The organism is Kitasatospora sp. NPDC049285 (assembly GCF_040678815.1).
Lineage (GTDB): Bacteria > Actinomycetota > Actinomycetes > Streptomycetales > Streptomycetaceae > Kitasatospora.
Genome location: NZ_JBFAQR010000102.1, coordinates 1 through 14,707, shown reverse-complemented (window position 1 = coordinate 14,707; position 14,707 = coordinate 1). Strand labels below are relative to the sequence as shown.

13 protein-coding genes are annotated in these 14,707 nt (G+C 72.3%); 6 read left to right on the top strand and 7 right to left on the bottom strand.

The window, feature by feature from the left end; genetic code table 11:
- Positions 1-137 precede the first annotated feature (137 nt).
- The 7 genes from AB0K51_RS33665 to AB0K51_RS33635 all read right to left on the bottom strand — a co-directional run bounded on the left by AB0K51_RS33665 (position 138) and on the right by AB0K51_RS33635 (position 8,668).
- The gene (locus AB0K51_RS33665; RefSeq protein ID WP_363461917.1) at positions 138-1,595 is read right to left on the bottom strand and encodes an RICIN domain-containing protein; all 1,458 of its coding nucleotides are present in this window, start codon (positions 1,593-1,595) and stop codon (positions 138-140) included.
- A gap of 283 nt (positions 1,596-1,878) precedes the next feature.
- The gene (locus tag AB0K51_RS33660; protein ID WP_363461915.1) at positions 1,879-2,697 is read right to left on the bottom strand and encodes an RICIN domain-containing protein; all 819 of its coding nucleotides are present in this window, start codon (positions 2,695-2,697) and stop codon (positions 1,879-1,881) included.
- A gap of 7 nt (positions 2,698-2,704) precedes the next feature.
- On the bottom strand, positions 2,705-3,727 hold the full coding sequence (locus tag AB0K51_RS33655) for a hypothetical protein (RefSeq protein ID WP_363461913.1): 1,023 nt from the start codon (positions 3,725-3,727) through the stop codon (positions 2,705-2,707).
- A 98-nt stretch (positions 3,728-3,825) separates the two neighbouring features.
- Entirely contained in the window at positions 3,826-5,613 is a 1,788-nt protein-coding gene (locus tag AB0K51_RS33650; RefSeq protein WP_363461911.1) for a trehalase family glycosidase, read from the bottom strand.
- Positions 5,614-5,664: 51 nt separating this feature from the next.
- Positions 5,665-6,495 (bottom strand): carbohydrate ABC transporter permease, encoded by an 831-nt coding sequence (locus tag AB0K51_RS33645; RefSeq protein ID WP_363461909.1) that lies wholly within the window; start codon positions 6,493-6,495, stop codon positions 5,665-5,667.
- Positions 6,492-7,394 (bottom strand): sugar ABC transporter permease, encoded by a 903-nt coding sequence (locus AB0K51_RS33640; RefSeq protein WP_363461907.1) that lies wholly within the window; start codon positions 7,392-7,394, stop codon positions 6,492-6,494. Before AB0K51_RS33640 ends, AB0K51_RS33645 begins: the two co-directional genes overlap by 4 nt.
- A gap of 38 nt (positions 7,395-7,432) precedes the next feature.
- On the bottom strand, positions 7,433-8,668 hold the full coding sequence (locus AB0K51_RS33635; RefSeq protein WP_363461905.1) for an extracellular solute-binding protein: 1,236 nt from the start codon (positions 8,666-8,668) through the stop codon (positions 7,433-7,435).
- Between the two features lie 264 nt (positions 8,669-8,932).
- Here AB0K51_RS33635 and AB0K51_RS33630 point away from each other — a divergent pair, with 264 nt between their 5' ends.
- The 6 genes from AB0K51_RS33630 to AB0K51_RS33605 form a co-directional block, all read left to right on the top strand.
- Entirely contained in the window at positions 8,933-9,964 is a 1,032-nt protein-coding gene (locus tag AB0K51_RS33630; RefSeq protein WP_363461903.1) for a LacI family DNA-binding transcriptional regulator, read from the top strand.
- 139 nt (positions 9,965-10,103) lie between these two features.
- Complete coding sequence (locus AB0K51_RS33625) at positions 10,104-10,736, top strand: hypothetical protein (protein WP_363461901.1); 633 nt, start codon at positions 10,104-10,106, stop codon at positions 10,734-10,736.
- A 146-nt stretch (positions 10,737-10,882) separates the two neighbouring features.
- Positions 10,883-12,454, top strand: coding sequence for a circularly permuted type 2 ATP-grasp protein (locus AB0K51_RS33620; RefSeq protein WP_363461899.1), 1,572 nt, complete (start codon positions 10,883-10,885; stop codon positions 12,452-12,454).
- A complete protein-coding gene (locus AB0K51_RS33615) occupies positions 12,451-13,419 on the top strand; it encodes an alpha-E domain-containing protein (protein ID WP_363461897.1) in 969 nt (322 codons plus the stop codon). The genes AB0K51_RS33620 and AB0K51_RS33615 overlap by 4 nt, the downstream gene beginning before the upstream one ends.
- A gap of 6 nt (positions 13,420-13,425) precedes the next feature.
- Entirely contained in the window at positions 13,426-14,268 is an 843-nt protein-coding gene (locus AB0K51_RS33610; RefSeq protein ID WP_363461895.1) for a transglutaminase family protein, read from the top strand.
- 146 nt (positions 14,269-14,414) lie between these two features.
- The coding region (locus AB0K51_RS33605) for an endo-1,4-beta-xylanase (RefSeq protein WP_363461919.1) at positions 14,415-14,707 on the top strand (293 nt) is incomplete at its 3' end.

Below are 14,707 nucleotides of genomic sequence, written 5' to 3'. Positions count from 1 at the left end.
CGATGTGCTGTGGGCGATGCTGCGTGACAAGAGGCTGTTCACCTCCGCCCCGTCGGTCACGCAGACGGCTTGACACGATCATTGAGATTCCTTCTTGAACGGTGGCGGGTGGGGGGTGGTCGGCGGTCGGCCGACGGTCAGGACAGGGTCCAGCTCTCGCTGGCGGCGCTCGCGCTGCCTGCGCTCTCCTGGTCCGCGGCCGCTCCCTGCGCGGTCGAGCCGGCCGTGCCGACGGCCAGGCCGCTGCCGACGGCGACCAGCGTGTACGTGCTTCCGGTGAGACTTCCGGTGAGGTCCAGCGCGAACTGCTGGTTGGCGCCGCCGGTGCAGGTCCACTGCTGCAACTGCACCCCGGTGCCGGTCGAGAAGCCGGGGACGTCCAGGCAGAGCCCGCTGTGGACGCCGGTCAGGGTGTAGATGTTGTCCGCCACCCTGGTGAGCGTCCACTGCTGGTTGGCGCCGCCGGTCGCCGGCCACTGGATGACCCCGCCGCCGTCGGCGGTGGAGGCGCCGGACACGTCCAGCAGCTTCGAACTGGCCGCGTTGGTCAGGGTGTGGGTGCCGGCGGACGGGATCCCGCTGCCCGCCGACCAGGTGCCCGCGGAGGTGTCGAGCGACCAGGTCGGGTACTGACCGAGGTTCACCGTCGTCCCCTGGATGGTCAGCGGGAGCCAGATCAGCGGGGAGTTGCCCAGGTCGCCGGTGTTCCAGCGGTCGCCCGCGTAGAGGTAGGTGGTGCCCGCGGAGCCCTGGACGGTGATGATGTTGGCGGTCTGGCTGGCGTACGTGTTGGTGCCGGGCGCGGCCAGGTCCCGCCAGGGCGACCACGGTCCGCTCGGCGAGGTGGCCGTGGCGTAGACGTTGTCGTTGAGGTTCCAGCCCGTCAGGTGCGACCCCAGCAGGTAGTAGGTGCCGCCGACCTTCACCATGGCCGGGGACTCGATGCTGCCGCCACCCAGCAGCGCGACCGGGCTGTCCACCGTGAGGTAATCGGCGGAGAGCCGGTCGATCCGCAGGCCGCCGCTGTTGCGGTCCTCGGTCAGCAGGTAGCCGGTGCCGTCGCTCTCCTGGAACAGGCCCAGGTCGCGGCTGACGTTGCCCAGCGGCCGGAAGCTGCCCCGGTAGCTGTACGGGCCGCAGGGGGTGGTGCTGGTGGCCACGCCGACCTTCGCGTCGGAGTAGGAGGAGTTGTCGATGTGCACGTACATCACGTACGTGCCGGTCGACGCGTTGTGGATGACCTTCGGCCGCTCGACGATCCGGTCCGGCCCCAGGTCGCCGCTGCTCTGCTTGGCCAGGGCCACGCCCTGGTAGGTCCAGGCGCCGAGGTCGGCCGAGGTGTAGCAGGGGATGTCCTGGAACGAGGTGTTCGCCGACGTCTCGCCGGTCTTGTCCTCGCCGAAGCCGTACCAGGTGTTCCCCGCCTTGACGATGCCCAGCCCGTGCAGTTGGAGCGGCTTGCCGTTCTGGTCGGTGCGGGTGGCTCCCGGGGCGAAGGCCACGGTGGCCGCCTGGGCCTGGGCGGCGGGCAGCAGCACCGCCGCGAAGGCCCCGAGCAGGGCGAGCAGCCAGGCGAGTGCGGTGCGGTGGGACAAGGGTTTCACCTCTCCTGTGCCGTGTTGGTGGGTGGTGGATTCTGTTGAGGCGTGACTCCTGCCCGTCGGGCACACCGGAGCGGGCCCGCCGCGGAGCGCGTCCATGACATGGGATGGATTAAGGCGCATAGGTCGGGTGCTTGTCCAGAGTTTCGACAACTTCCGGCGACGAATCGTCAAGAGAGTGGCAATTCGGCGGACCTGACGAAGCGATACATGGGATGTCTCGCCGCCCTGCACCGCCTACCGTCCTGCACCGGAGCCGAACAGACTTCAACAGTCGTCAGGCCCTGCCCTGGAGCCGCCAGATCTGGTTCTTCTTGGTGCTGAGGGAGGTGCCGGTGTCGCAGGTCCACTGGTGGACGAGGGCCCCGGGGGTGGTGGAGATCGCGGTGACGTCGACGCACTTGCCGCTGTGGGCGGCGACCAGCTGGTAGTCCTGGCTGTTGCCGAGGGCGGTGATGGGCCGGAGGGTGAACTGCTGGTTGGCTCCGCCGTTGCAGGTCCATTGGCCGATGGCGGCGCCGTCGGTGGTGGAGGCGCCGAAGACGTCGAGGCACTTGCCGCTGAGTTCGTTGACGACGGTGTAGGTGTCGGCCACCCCGGCGACGGGCTTGAGGTCGAGCATCTGCTGGTAGCCGCCCTCGCAGGTGTACTGCTGGTACTGGGTGCCGTTGGCGGTGCTGAGGTTGGTGTCGTCCAGGCACTGGCCGCTGTTCTCGCTGACGGCGACGGTGGAGACGGTGGTGGTGGACGGCGGGAGCAGGGTGAGGGTGTAGCCGTCCTTGGCGTTGGTGTAGGGCACGGTCACCGAGGCGGTGTTGTTGCCGACGGTCAGGGTGGTGTCGGAGACGGTGACCGGGCCGGTGACCGCGTTGCCGTCGGGGACCCGCTGCAGGACGGCGCGGACCCGGCCGTTCTGCACGACCGAGGTGGTGTCCAGGCCGGTGAGGTTGACGGTGACGTTGCCCGTGTTGCCGTTGGAGCCGAGCAGGATCTTGGCGTTGCCCGCGGCGTTGTCCTTGGTCGCGAGGCCGTCGATGCCGTTGCCGGGGAGCAGGTTGACGATGTTTCCGGTCTGCGAGCCGTAGTAGCGGTACATGAACCACTCACCGCGCGGCAGGTACTGGCCCGGCGCCGTTCTTGGTCAGCAGGTTCGCCTCGTAGTCGTGCAGGGCCGCGCCGGAGCCCCAGTTGCCGCGCAGGCCGTCCGCGCCGGCCCGCTCCAGGCGGCCGATGAACCAGGCGCCGCCGCCCGGGTTCTGCTGGGACAGTGCCGCGTACTCGTTGATCTGGTACGGGCGGGTGTGGGTCAGGCCGCGCGCGGCGAGCGTGGAGTTGGCGCTCGCGGCTCCGGGGACGGGGTCGGCGGGCTCGTCGTGCCAGCTGTAGACGTCCGGGGCGACGTTGTTGGCCTTGATGTAGTCCAGGTACGTGGTCCACCAGCCGTTGGACGAGGTGGGCTGGCCCGCCATGCTGGGGCCGACGATGAGCTGGCCGGGGAAGGCGGCCCGGACGGCGGCGTGGAACCGGGACCACATCTGCAGGTACTGGGTCTCGGAGCGCGGCCAGAAGCCCCTGCCGTCGGCCTCGTTCCACAGGTCCCACTGGACCGTCATGTGGTTGGCCCTGATGTCGGAGAACAGCTGGTTGACGAAGCTGTCGAACAGCGTCCAGTCGCCGTTGTCGCCGGGGAAGGCCGCCACGTTGGTGGTGCTGTCGGCGCCCCACAGGTCGTGCGGCAGGAGGATGAAGGTTCCGCCGAGGGCGGCGGTGCGCTTGTACTGGGCGAGCGTGGCGTTCCAGCGGGTCTGGTAGTCGGCGAGGCCGGTGGCGTAGCCGCCGCTGTTGAGCTGGGCGCCGCCGGCCCGCATGAAGTGCCACTTGATGTCCGTGAGGAAGTGGTCCTGGGGCAGCGAGCCGTTCGGGGTGAGGCCGTAGATCATGCCGGAGGCCCGGTAGGTGGGGGCGCCGCCGGCGGTGGCGAAGTCGACGGTGACGCCGGTGTCGGAGGCGTGGGCCGAGGTGCCGGGCAGCACGGTGCTGCCGAGTGCGGCGAGCAGGGCTGCCGCGAGCGTGGCCGTTCTGCGGGCGGCTCCGGAGCGGGCGCGCAGGAGGGGGGTCAGGCGCATGGTGCTCTCCCGTGGTGGGTGGGACCCGGGCCGGGCGGCCCGGGAGGTCTGGGGTGTTCCGGCGCGGGTGGCGGCTCCGCCGGGACGGGGTGGACGGCTCAGCGCGGCAGGGTGCCGCCCGGGTCGCGCGCGCGGCCGGTGTGGGCCTCCGCCAGCAGGAGGTAGGCGGCGGCGGTCCAGGTGTAGGCGCGGTCGCGCAGCCCGGCGCCGGTGCGGGCGTCGAAGTTCTCGGCGAATCCGGAGGTCTCGCACAGGGCCCGGAACCGGGCGCCGATCTCGTCGGCCAGGTCCACGTGCCCGGCGCGGCGCAGACCGTCCTCGATCAGGACGGTGGAGGGGGCCCAGATCGGGCCGCGCCAGTAGCCGTCGTCCTGGTAGTGCGCGGAGTCCGGGGCTTCAGTCGCCAGCCCGTGGGGGGTGAGGTGGTCCGCGATCCGGCGGGCGAGGACGGCGCTGATCTCCTCGGGGAGGTGCTCGCCCAGCACGATCGGCACCAGGTGCAGCAGGCTCCGGCCGGTCCAGGTGTCGACGGCGGCGTCGGCGGCGTCGGCGGCGTCGGCGGCCCGGGCGCGGAAGCCCTCGCTGCTCCACAGCTCCTCGATCATCGCGCTCTGGGTCTCGGCGGCGGCGGCACGCCAGGCCGCGGCCTGCTCGTGCCGCCCCAGTTCGCCGGCCAGGTCGGCGAGTTCGTGCAGTTGCAGGACCAGGAAGGCGGCCAGGTCGGCGGTGACGACCACCCGTGCGGGGTCGAAGACCGTGGCGTTGTCCCAGCCGCTGTCGTTGCCGTGCTGGTAGTGCGGCAGCCGGCTGCCGGGGGCTCGTCGGTGCTCCAGCCAGAAGCCGGTCCAGCGCGCCAACTGGTCGTGGATCTCCGCCAGTTCCTCGTGCGAGAGCCGCTCGGGGAGGCGACGGCGCAGCTTGTGCAGGGCCCAGCCGTGGATCGGCGGTTTGACGAAGTTGTACAGCACCTCGGAGTGGGTCACCGAGTCCGGGAGCGCACCGCTCTCGTCCTGGTGGTCGAAGGGCAGCGAGAACTGGTCCCGGGCCAGCCGGGGTTGGCCGCCGGCGAGGGCGAGGGCGTTGAAGCAGTGGTCCCAGCTCCAGACCTTGTCCATCCAGTGCTTGGACATCAGGACCCCGGGTCGGGCGAGGAACCCGGCCGGACGGACGGTCGCCGACCAGAGCACGTACGCGGCCAGTTCGGCGGCCGGGGTGTCCCGCGAGCGCCAGGGCGCGACCTCGTCGACGAACGCGGCGAAGGACCGGCGCGCGGCGGCCGCGACCGCGTCGAACCCCGAGGTGGCCGTGAACGGCGGGCGGCCGTTGTCGAGTTCCTCGATCGCCGCCTCCCAGCCCTCCGCGTCACCGGCCTCGCCCGCCAGCACCAGTCGGCGGTCCGCGTCGCCCAGGGCCTGGACGCCGGCCACCTCGTCCACGCGGCCGCGCAGCAGGGTGACCCGGTACCGGCGCCCGGTCTCGTAGCTGGTGAAGACGTACGCGCCGTCGACCGGGTCACGGTAGAGGTACGTGCCGCCGAACGGGGTGAGCTGCGGCGCGGCCGATTCGATCCGCAGGGCCGCCGTCCCGGTGCCGCGCAGCCGTACGGTGTCGGGCGACTGGTAGGCCAGGTCGATCCGCCCGGCGGGGTGGTCCCAGCTGAGTACGCCGGGTGTCGCCAGGACGGTGGCGTCCAGCCCGGCGCGGGTCGCCGCGTCGACGGGCGCCAGGCGCAGGACCGGGTGGAGGCCGGTCTGATGGGAGATCAGGTGCAGGTCCTGCGCCCGGACGTGCTGTGCTACGACGCGGGAGAAGCAGAACCAGGACCCGTACGTGCTGAACGGGATCTCGTCGACGGGGAAGGCCGGTCCGGTACGGGTTTCGGTCATGGACGGGGGACTCGTTTCTGTGGCGGGAGCGGAGCGTCGTGGGGCGGTCCGTCAGTCCTTGACGGCTCCGGCGGTCACCCCTGCGGCGACGTACCGCTGGGCGAGTACCAGGACCAGTGCGGCGGGCAGCGAGGCGACCACGGCGGTGGCCGTGATGGCGTTCCACTGCTGGTTGTTGTTGCCGATGTAGTGGTAGATGCCGAGCGTGATCGGCTGGTGCGGGCCGCCGCCGTCGAGGGTGCTGGCGAAGACGAAGTCCGACCAGGCCCACAGGAAGGCGAACAGCGAGACCGTGACCACCGCGTTGCGACTGATCGGCAGCACGATGGACCAGAAGGTCCGCAGGTGGCCGGCGCCGTCGGTGCGCGCCGCCTGGAGGAGTTCGCCGGGGATCCCCGACATGAAGGCGGTGAAGACCAGGACCGCGAAGGGGACGGCGAGCGTGGAGTCGGCCACGATCAGGCCCGGCACGGACTGCAGCACGCCGAGGTTGAGGTAGATGGCGTAGAAGCCCATCGCCATGATGATCCCCGGCACCATCTGCGCGGCCAGCAGCAGGAAGCCGAGCACCCCGCCGCCGCGCGGGCGCAGCTTGGCCAGGGCGTAGCCTGCGGGCGCGGCGAGCAGCACGGTGAGTGCGACGGTGCCGAGCCCGATGGCCAGGCTGGTGCCGAGGTAGGGCAGTTGCTGGTGCAGGACGGCGCGGTAGCCCTCCAGGGTGCCGGCGCTGGGGAACAGGTGCGGCGGGCTCTTGCGCAGGTCCTGGTCGCGGGTGAACGAGACGTTGACCATCCAGTAGACCGGGAAGAGCATCACCGCGGTGAGCAGCACTCCGATCGCCGTCTTCCACCGGGCGGACCCGGTGGGCCGACGGGCCGTCATGCGCTGTCCTGCCTTCGCTGGAGGCGGAGGTGGATCAGGCCGAAGGCCAGCGCGGCGAGGACCAGCAGGTTGCCGACCGCGGCGCCGGGGCCGAAGGCGGGCAGCAGGTTGCCGAAGCCCAGGCGGTACGACCAGGTGGCCAGGGTGGTGGAGGAGCCGTTCGGTCCGCCCTTCGTCATGATCCAGATGATGTCGAAGACCTTGAGGGTGTAGATCAGGCCCAGCAGCAGGGTGATCGCGGACACCGGCCGCAGCAGCGGCAGGGTGATGTGCCGGAACCGCCGCCAGGCGCCCGCCCCGTCGAGGGCCGCCGCCTCGTGGAGGCCGGCGGGGATGGACTGCAGCCCGCTGTAGAGGAGCACCAGGTTGAAGGGGACGCCGATCCAGATGTTGGCGACCGTCACCGACGCCAGCGACCAGGTGGGCGAGGTCAGCCAGGCCACCGGGCCGATGCCGACCGCGTGCAGGGCGGCGTTGACCACCCCGGAGTCGCTGTTGAGCATCCACGCCCAGGTGGAGCCGGACACGATCAGCGGCAGCAGCCAGGGCACCAGGAACAGCGCCCGCAGGGTGGCGGACAGCGGGAAGTGGCGGACGAAGAACATGGCCAGGGCCAGTCCGATCGCGTACTGGCAGACGAGCGAGACGGTGGTGAAGACGACGGTGTGCAGCAGCGCGGGGACGAAGGTGGGGTCGTCCAGGACGGTCCGGTAGTTGGCCAGTCCGGTGAACGGCGCGTCGCCCTGCACGAAGGAGCGCACGGTGTAGTTCCGCAGGCTGAGGTCGATGTTGCGGTAGAGCGGGTAGGCGTAGAAGACGACCAGGTAGCCGGTCACCGGAGCGAGGAAGCCCCACGCCGCCCACTGCCCGGAGCGGGGTCGGTGTGTCGTGTCGTTCATGGCAGGGCCTGTGGTCCTTTGCTCGTCGAGCCCGTGCGCTAGTGGACGGCCGACTGCGCCGCGGCGAGCGCGTCCTGCGGTGACTTCGCCCCGCTCAGGGCGGCCTGGACCGCGCCCCACAGCGGCTCGGAGATCCTGGGGTACTTCGTCCCGAGGTTGTCGCTGGTGCGTCCCTTCGCGGCCCTGACCGCGTCGACCCAGGACTTCAGGTCGGCGTCGGCGGCCACCTGCTTGGCCTGGACGGCCTCGGTGGGTGCGACGTAGGACAGCGTCCCGTCGGTGGCGAAGGAGTTCTCGGCGCTGGTCAGGCAGGTGACGATCTCTCGGGAGACGTCGTAGCGGCCGGTCTCGGCCTGCACCGGGACGGTGACGAACTCCCCGCCGGTGGGCGCGGCGGCGGTGCCGCCGTTCATGGCCGGGACCGGGATGACGCCGTAGGCGAAGCCCGCCTTCTTGGCGTTGGCCAGCTGCCAGGTGCCGTTCTCCGCGAAAGCGAACTCACCGGTGGCGAACTCCTGCCAGCTGGTGGTCTGGGTGTTCTGCAGCACCGAGTCGGGGGCGTAGCCGCTCTTCAGCCAGCCGGTCCACAGTGACAGCGCGGAGGCCGCCTCGGGCGAGTTCAGCTTGGTGAGCTGCGCGCCGGAGCCCCAGTACCAGGGCAGGAACTGGAAGCTGCCCTCCTCCGTGCCGATCGCCGAGAAGGTGATGCCCTTCTTGCCGGCCGCCTTGACCTTGGCCAGCGCGGCGGTGAGGGAGGGCCAGTCCTTGACCGCGGAGACGTCCACGCCGGCGACCGCCAGCAGGTCCTTGTTGTAGTACAGCGCCAGGGTGTTGGCGCCGATGGGCGTGCCGTAGGTCTTGCCGCCCGACTGTCCGGCGGCGAGCAGGTTCGGCGCCGCCGCGGAGGTGTCGATCCGGTTGACGTCGGTGCTGGTGAGCACTCCGGCCTCGGCGAGGGTGGAGACCACCGGGTTGTCGACGATCAGCACGTCGGGAGCGGCTCCCTGCTGGGCGGCGAGCAGCGTCTTGTTGGTGAGGTCGCTGGTGTCGAACGCGGTGCGCTTCACCGTCACGCCGGCCTGGCTGCCGCAGGTGTCCAGCAGCTTCGCCCACGGCGAGGCGGCGTCGAACTGCGGGTACGGGTCCCACACGGTGTAGCTGCCGGCACCGGCGGTGGTGGCGCCGCCGCCGGAGGAGCAGGCGGCGGCGGTGACGGCGAGGGCGGTCGCGGTCAGGGCTGCGGCGGTCAGCCGGCGTCCACGGGATCTGGGCATGACGAGGTCCCTTTCGAGCTGGGGTGCCTGGCGGCGGTGGGTGGGAGTGCCTGGCGGACTGCTCTGCCGCGGCTTGTCGAATCGGTTCGGCGAATCGGTTCGATGAACATAGGCCCGCCGTAGAGGGCCGTCAACACTCCGTGCAGAGGCCCGTCGACGGCCCGGAAAGCGGCTCCGCCCGGCTTGACCGGCTCCCCCGGCCCCACTAACGTCGACCGAATCGATTCGACCGCATGGACGGTCCCGGGCGCCTTCAGGAGAGCGATGAACATCGGGGAGATCGCCCGTCGGGCAGGCGTGTCGCGCAGTACGGTCTCCTACGCCCTGAGCGGCAAGCGCGCCGTGTCGGAGGCGACCCGCCGGCACATCCAGGACGTCATCGACGAGCTCGACTACCGGCCCAACGCCGCCGCCCGGGCGCTCAAGGAGGGCCGCACCCGGACGATCGGGCTCGTGGTCCCGCCGGCCGGCACCCGCCTCACCCACATGCAACTGGACTTCGTGGCCAGCGTGGTGGAAGCCGCCGCCCGGGCCGACCTCGACGTGCTGCTCTCCCCCTCCGGCGGCGACCACGACCGCTCCTTCGAGCGCCTGGTCTCGGGCCGCCGGGTGGACGGGGCGATCCTCATGGAGATCCGCCTCGAGGACGCCCGGGTCACCCGGCTGCGCAAGGCGGGGCTGCCGTTCGTCGGCATCGGCCACACCGCCGGGGACGACGACATGTGCTGGATCGACGTCGACTACGCGTCGTTGATCGCCCGCTGCGTCCACCACCTCGCCGACCTCGGCCACCGCGCGGTCGCCCTGATCAACCGCTCGCCCGAACTGGTCGCGACCGGCTACGGCCCCGGCCTGCGGGCCGCGGAGGGCTTCGCGGCCGCGGCGGCGGAGCGGGGCATCGCCGGCCACGCGTACCTGTGCGGCGACGACACCGCCTCCGGGCGCGCCGTCATCGAGCGGATCCGGGCGGAGCACCCGGAGGTGACCGGCATCGCCACCCTCAACGAGGCCGCGCTGCCCGGGATTTGGCACGCCCTGGAGGACGCCGGGCTGCACGTGCCCCGCGACGTGTCCATCGCCGGCGTCGCCGCGGCCCAGTGGGCGGAGGACTTCCGTCCGCCGCTCACCTCCGCCGACGTCCCCGCCCAGCAGATGGGCACGCAGGCCGTGGAACTCCTCGTCGAACGCATCGCCGCCCCCGCCACCCCGCCGCGCCACATCCTGCTCACCCCGCCGATCTCACTGCGCGCCAGCACCGGCCCCGCCACCCCGCCGTCCGGCGGCACTCCGCGGTGATCAGGCCGTCGAGTACTACCGCCACGGGGCGGGCAACGGCTCGCTCCGGCACGCCATCCCGTACGTCCACCCCGGCGGCCTGGCCCAGTTCCAGGAGTCCGGCCGGGACCAGGGTCACACCACGCTCGCCGTCGGGCTGATGGGCGCGCTGTGCGAGATGGCCTGGAACCAGGGCATCGACCTGTACGGGGAGGACGACAACCGCTTCCTCAAGGGGGCCGAGTACGTCGCGAGGTACAACCTCGGCGCGGACGTCCCGTTCACCCGCCTGACGTTCCAGCAGGGCGCGCCCGGCGTGTGGTCGGGGACGGTGGACGACGTCACGCCCTCCGCCTCGGGCCGGGGCGACCTGCGCCCGATCTGGGCGATGATCGAGAACCACTACGTCAACCGCCGCGGCCTCCCCGCGCCGAACACCAGCGCCATGGCGGCGAAGCTCGCGCCCGAGGGCGGCGGTGGCGACCACGGCCCGAACAGCGGCGGTTTCGACCAACTCGGCTTCGGCACACTCGCGTTCACCCGCGACAAGGCCGCCGCTCCGGTGCAGCCGCCCGCGCCGCAGGGATCGCCGGCCGGCGCCGCGACCGCCTCCGCGTCGGGCTCGCCGAGCCCCACTGCGGGGCCGGCCAAGGACGGCGGGCAGGCCCCGGGGCTCGCCTCCACCGGCTCGGACGGCCTTCTCGGGCTCACCGGCGCGGGCCTGCGCGCGATCGGCGGCGGGGTGCCGGCGCTGCGCGTCCGGGCCCGCCGCAAGGGCGCGCACCGAGCCTGACCCGGCGTCAGCGGACGGGCCGTCGGCTGCCGGCGGCCCGTCAGAGCGGCCCGGGCGGGCGGCCCCGGCACAGCTGAGCTGCGACGCGGCACCGGCGGTAGTGCGCCCGTCACGCGGCCGAAACCGACCGACCATAACGTCTCGTCATGGCCGACATATTCGACTCGTACACGACAGCGGACGCGTGGGACGAGATGTTCGAGCGCCCCGGGGTGGTCCGACCGGCCTACGCGGCCGTGTTCGACGCCCTGAGCCCGCTGGACTCCATCGAACTCCGGTACCGCACCGACCAGATGGCCCGCGCCTTCACCGATCGCGGCGTGACCTACTCCTACGGCGGCGAGGAACGCCCCTTCCCGCTCGATCTGGTGCCGCGCCTGCTCGACGCCGTCGAGTGGGACCGGCTCAGTCGGGGCGTCCGGCAACGGGTGCTCGCCCTGGAGGCCTTCCTCGCCGACGCCTACGGCAGACAGCGGGTCTTCGAGGACGGCGTGGTGCCCTACCGGCTGCTGTACTCCTCGCCGCACTTCCACCGGGCGGCCCACGGCATCGAGCCGCCGAACGGGGTGCGCATCCACGTCTCCGGGATCGACCTGGTCCGGGACGAGGAGGGCCGCTTCCGGGTGCTGGAGGACAACGTCCGGGTGCCGTCCGGCGTTTCGTACGTGATCGAGAACCGCCGGGTGATGACCCGGACCTTCCCCGCCCTCTTCGCCGAACAGCCGGTCCGCCCGGTGGACGAGTACCCGCAGCGCCTGCTGGCCGCGCTCAAGGCCTGCGCCCCGGAGGGCGTGACCGATCCGGTCGTGGCCGTCCTCACCCCGGGGGTGGCCAACGCCGCCTACTTCGAACACGCCCTGCTGGCACGGCTGATGGGCGTCCAGCTGGTCGAGGGCCGCGACCTGGTCTGCTCCGGCAACCGGGTGCGGATGCGCACCACCCGGGGGGAGACCCCGGTCCACGTGATCTACCGGCGGCTCGACGACGACTTCCTCGACCCGCTGCACTTCCGCCCGGACTCGCTGATCGGCGTCCCGGGCATCATGGCCGCCGCGCACGCCGGGAACGTCACCCTCGCCAACGCCGTGGGCAACGGCATCGCCGACGACAAGCTGCTCTACACCTACGTCCCCGACCTGATCCGCTACTACCTGGCGGAGGAGCCGCTGCTGCCGAACGTGGAGACCATCCGCCCGGAGGAGCCGGGCCGGCTGGAGGAGGTGCTGGACCAGCTGGACCGGCTGGTGCTGAAGCCGGTCGACGGCGCCGGCGGCAAGGGCATCGTGATCGGTCCGCGGGCCGAGCGGGACGCGCTCGACCGCCTCGCCAAGCAGGTGGCGGCGGACCCGCGCGGCTGGATCGCCCAGCGTCCGGTGGCGCTGTCCACCTCGCCGACGCTGAGCCGTCGCACCGACGGCCAGGACGGCCTGGCACCCCGCCACATCGACCTGCGGCCGTTCGCCGTCCACGACGGGAGCGACGTCTGGCTGGTCCCCGGCGGCCTGACCCGGGTGGCCCTCGGCGAGGGCAACCTGATCGTCAACTCCAGCCAGGGCGGCGGATCCAAGGACACCTGGGTGCTGGCCCCGAGTGCTCCGCCGGCCCGGTCCGCCGACGAGCGGTCCGCCGCCGTGAGCGAAGTGATTCCGCGTCAGTTCGGCCCCGGTGCCGCGAGCACGCCCGGCGGCCCGGCCCAGGAGGAGGCACAGCAGCAGTGATCACCACCGACACCATGCTCTCGCGGATCGCCGAGTCGCTGTTCTGGCTGGGCCGCTACGTGGAGCGCGCCGACGACACCGCCCGCATCCTGGACGCCTACCTGCACCGGCTGCTGGAAGACCCGTGGAGCGACGAGGACGCCGCCTGCCGCTCGCTGCACGCCATCCTCGGCGTGGCCGTCCCGACCGAGCAGCACTGCGACATGGACTCGGTGCTGGCCCGGCTCGCCTTCGACGCGGCCAGCCCCGGCTCCATCGAGGGCGCGCTCACCGCGGCCCGCCAGAACGCGCTGACCGCGCGCGACGTGGTCTCCACCGAGATGTGGGAGACCCTCAACTCCACCTGGCACCAGCTCGCCGAGCACCGGCGCGCCGCGCGCCGCACCGGACCGCACGCCTACCTCGGGCTCGTCCGCCGCCGCGCCGCCCTGTTCTTCGGGCTCGCCGACTCCACCATGAGCCGTGACGACGGCTGGCGTTTCGTCGTCCTCGGGCGGAGCCTGGAGCGGGTCGACATGATCGCCCGGCTGCTCGCCGTCCGGGTGCTCGCCGCCGTCCACGCGCCCGACTGGCCCACGCTGCTCAGCGCGAGCGGCGCCGAGGAGGCCTTCGTCCGCGCCCGCGGCGCCGGCAGCGACCCCGGCGAGGTGGCGGCCTTCCTGCTGCTCGACCGGGGCTTCCCGCGCTCCGTCCTGCACGCGCTCAGCGCCGCCGAGGAGTGCCTCGCCGAACTCGGCGGCGGCACGCCCGCCTTGCGGCGCCCCGAACCCGTCCGGCTCGCGGTGGGCCGGATGCGCACCAGGCTGGAGTACCTCGACTCCGCCGAACTCGAGCAGCTGCCCGCCCTGCTCGGCGAACTCCAACTCGCCTGCGGCGAGGCCACCCGGGCGGTGGCCGAACGCTACTTCCCCTACGACGGCCCGATCGAGTGGTCGCACCAGTCCGCGACGCGAGAGGGAGTGTGATCGGACATGGCCTCCCGACTGCGGATCCGCCACGAGACCCTGGTGGGCTACCCGAGCCCGGCGGGCTCCTCGTACAACGAGGTGCGGATGAGCCCGCTCACCCTGCCCACCCAGACCGTCCTGGACTCGCGGGTGGCCGTCGCCCCGGCCGCGTCGCTGTGGACGTACTTGGACTACTGGGGCACCCAGGTCACCGTGTTCGACCTGACCGACTCCCACACCAGCCTCGCGCTGACGGCGACCAGCCTGGTCGAGACCGCCCCGCCGGCCCCGCTGCCCGCCCCGCTCGACCGGGCCGCGATCGCCGCGCGGTCGGCCGACTCCCGGCTGACGGAGTACCTCGCCGCGACGCCGCGCACCGCGGTGAGCCCGGACCTCGCCGCGCAGGCGGGTGCGGCCGCCGACGGGCTGGACGCCCACGAGGCGGCGGTGGCCCTCACCGACCTGGTCAGGGAGCGCCTCGCCTACACCCGGGGAACCACCGGGGTGCACAGCGGCGCGCAGGACGCCTGGGACCAACGGGCCGGCGTCTGCCAGGACTTCGCCCACCTCACCGCGGCCCTGCTCCGCGCGGCCGGCCTCCCGGCCCGGTACGTGTCCGGCTACCTGCACCCCTCGCCGGACGCCGAGCTGGACCGGCCGGTGGCCGGTGAGAGCCATGCCTGGGTCGAGTACTGGGCGGGCGAGTGGATCGGCCACGACCCGACCAACGGCACCCGTCCCGGCGAGTCCCACGTGATCGTCGCGCGCGGGCGCGAGTACGGCGACGTGCCCCCGCACAAGGGCGTCTACCGCGGCGCGCCGGGCGAGCTGCCGCAGGTGCGGGTGGAGTTCACCCGGCTCGCCTGAAGATTTTTTCCGATCACGGCAACCTTCTGGCGCACGGTGGCAACTGACGGACCACCAGGGCCGAGACCGAGGCCCCGCTGCGCCAGAAGGACAAGCCGTTGCCAGATCAGAACCGCTCTCATCGCCGCCGCCCGGCAACCCGCCGCCTGATCGCCGCTGCCGTGGTGCTCGCCGCCGCGGGCGCGGCCGTGCCGCTGGTGGCTCAGGCCGCGTTCCCGCCGAATTCCGGCCCGACCGCGGTCGGCGACGCAGCGGCCGGCAGCGGCCGCTACTTCGGCACGGCCGTGGCCTCGGGCCGGCTCGGGGACTCGACGTACTCCAGCATTCTCGACCGGGAATTCAAGATGATCACCCCGGAGAACGAGATGAAGTGGGACACCGTCGAGCCGTCCCGCGGCAACTTCAACTTCGGGCCCGGCGACCAGATCGTCAACCACGC

Coding starts and splice junctions, on each gene's coding strand:
- AB0K51_RS33660 (WP_363461915.1), bottom strand. CDS start 2,697: ATGTACCGCTACTACGGCTCGCAGACCGGAAACATCGTCAACCTGCTC.
- AB0K51_RS33655 (WP_363461913.1), bottom strand. CDS start 3,727: ATGCGCCTGACCCCCCTCCTGCGCGCCCGCTCCGGAGCCGCCCGCAGA.
- AB0K51_RS33650 (WP_363461911.1), bottom strand. CDS start 5,613: ATGACCGAAACCCGTACCGGACCGGCCTTCCCCGTCGACGAGATCCCG.
- AB0K51_RS33645 (WP_363461909.1), bottom strand. CDS start 6,495: ATGACGGCCCGTCGGCCCACCGGGTCCGCCCGGTGGAAGACGGCGATC.
- AB0K51_RS33640 (WP_363461907.1), bottom strand. CDS start 7,394: ATGAACGACACGACACACCGACCCCGCTCCGGGCAGTGGGCGGCGTGG.
- AB0K51_RS33635 (WP_363461905.1), bottom strand. CDS start 8,668: ATGCCCAGATCCCGTGGACGCCGGCTGACCGCCGCAGCCCTGACCGCG.
- AB0K51_RS33630 (WP_363461903.1), top strand. CDS start 8,933: ATGAACATCGGGGAGATCGCCCGTCGGGCAGGCGTGTCGCGCAGTACG.
- AB0K51_RS33625 (WP_363461901.1), top strand. CDS start 10,104: ATGGGCGCGCTGTGCGAGATGGCCTGGAACCAGGGCATCGACCTGTAC.
- AB0K51_RS33620 (WP_363461899.1), top strand. CDS start 10,883: ATGGCCGACATATTCGACTCGTACACGACAGCGGACGCGTGGGACGAG.
- AB0K51_RS33610 (WP_363461895.1), top strand. CDS start 13,426: ATGGCCTCCCGACTGCGGATCCGCCACGAGACCCTGGTGGGCTACCCG.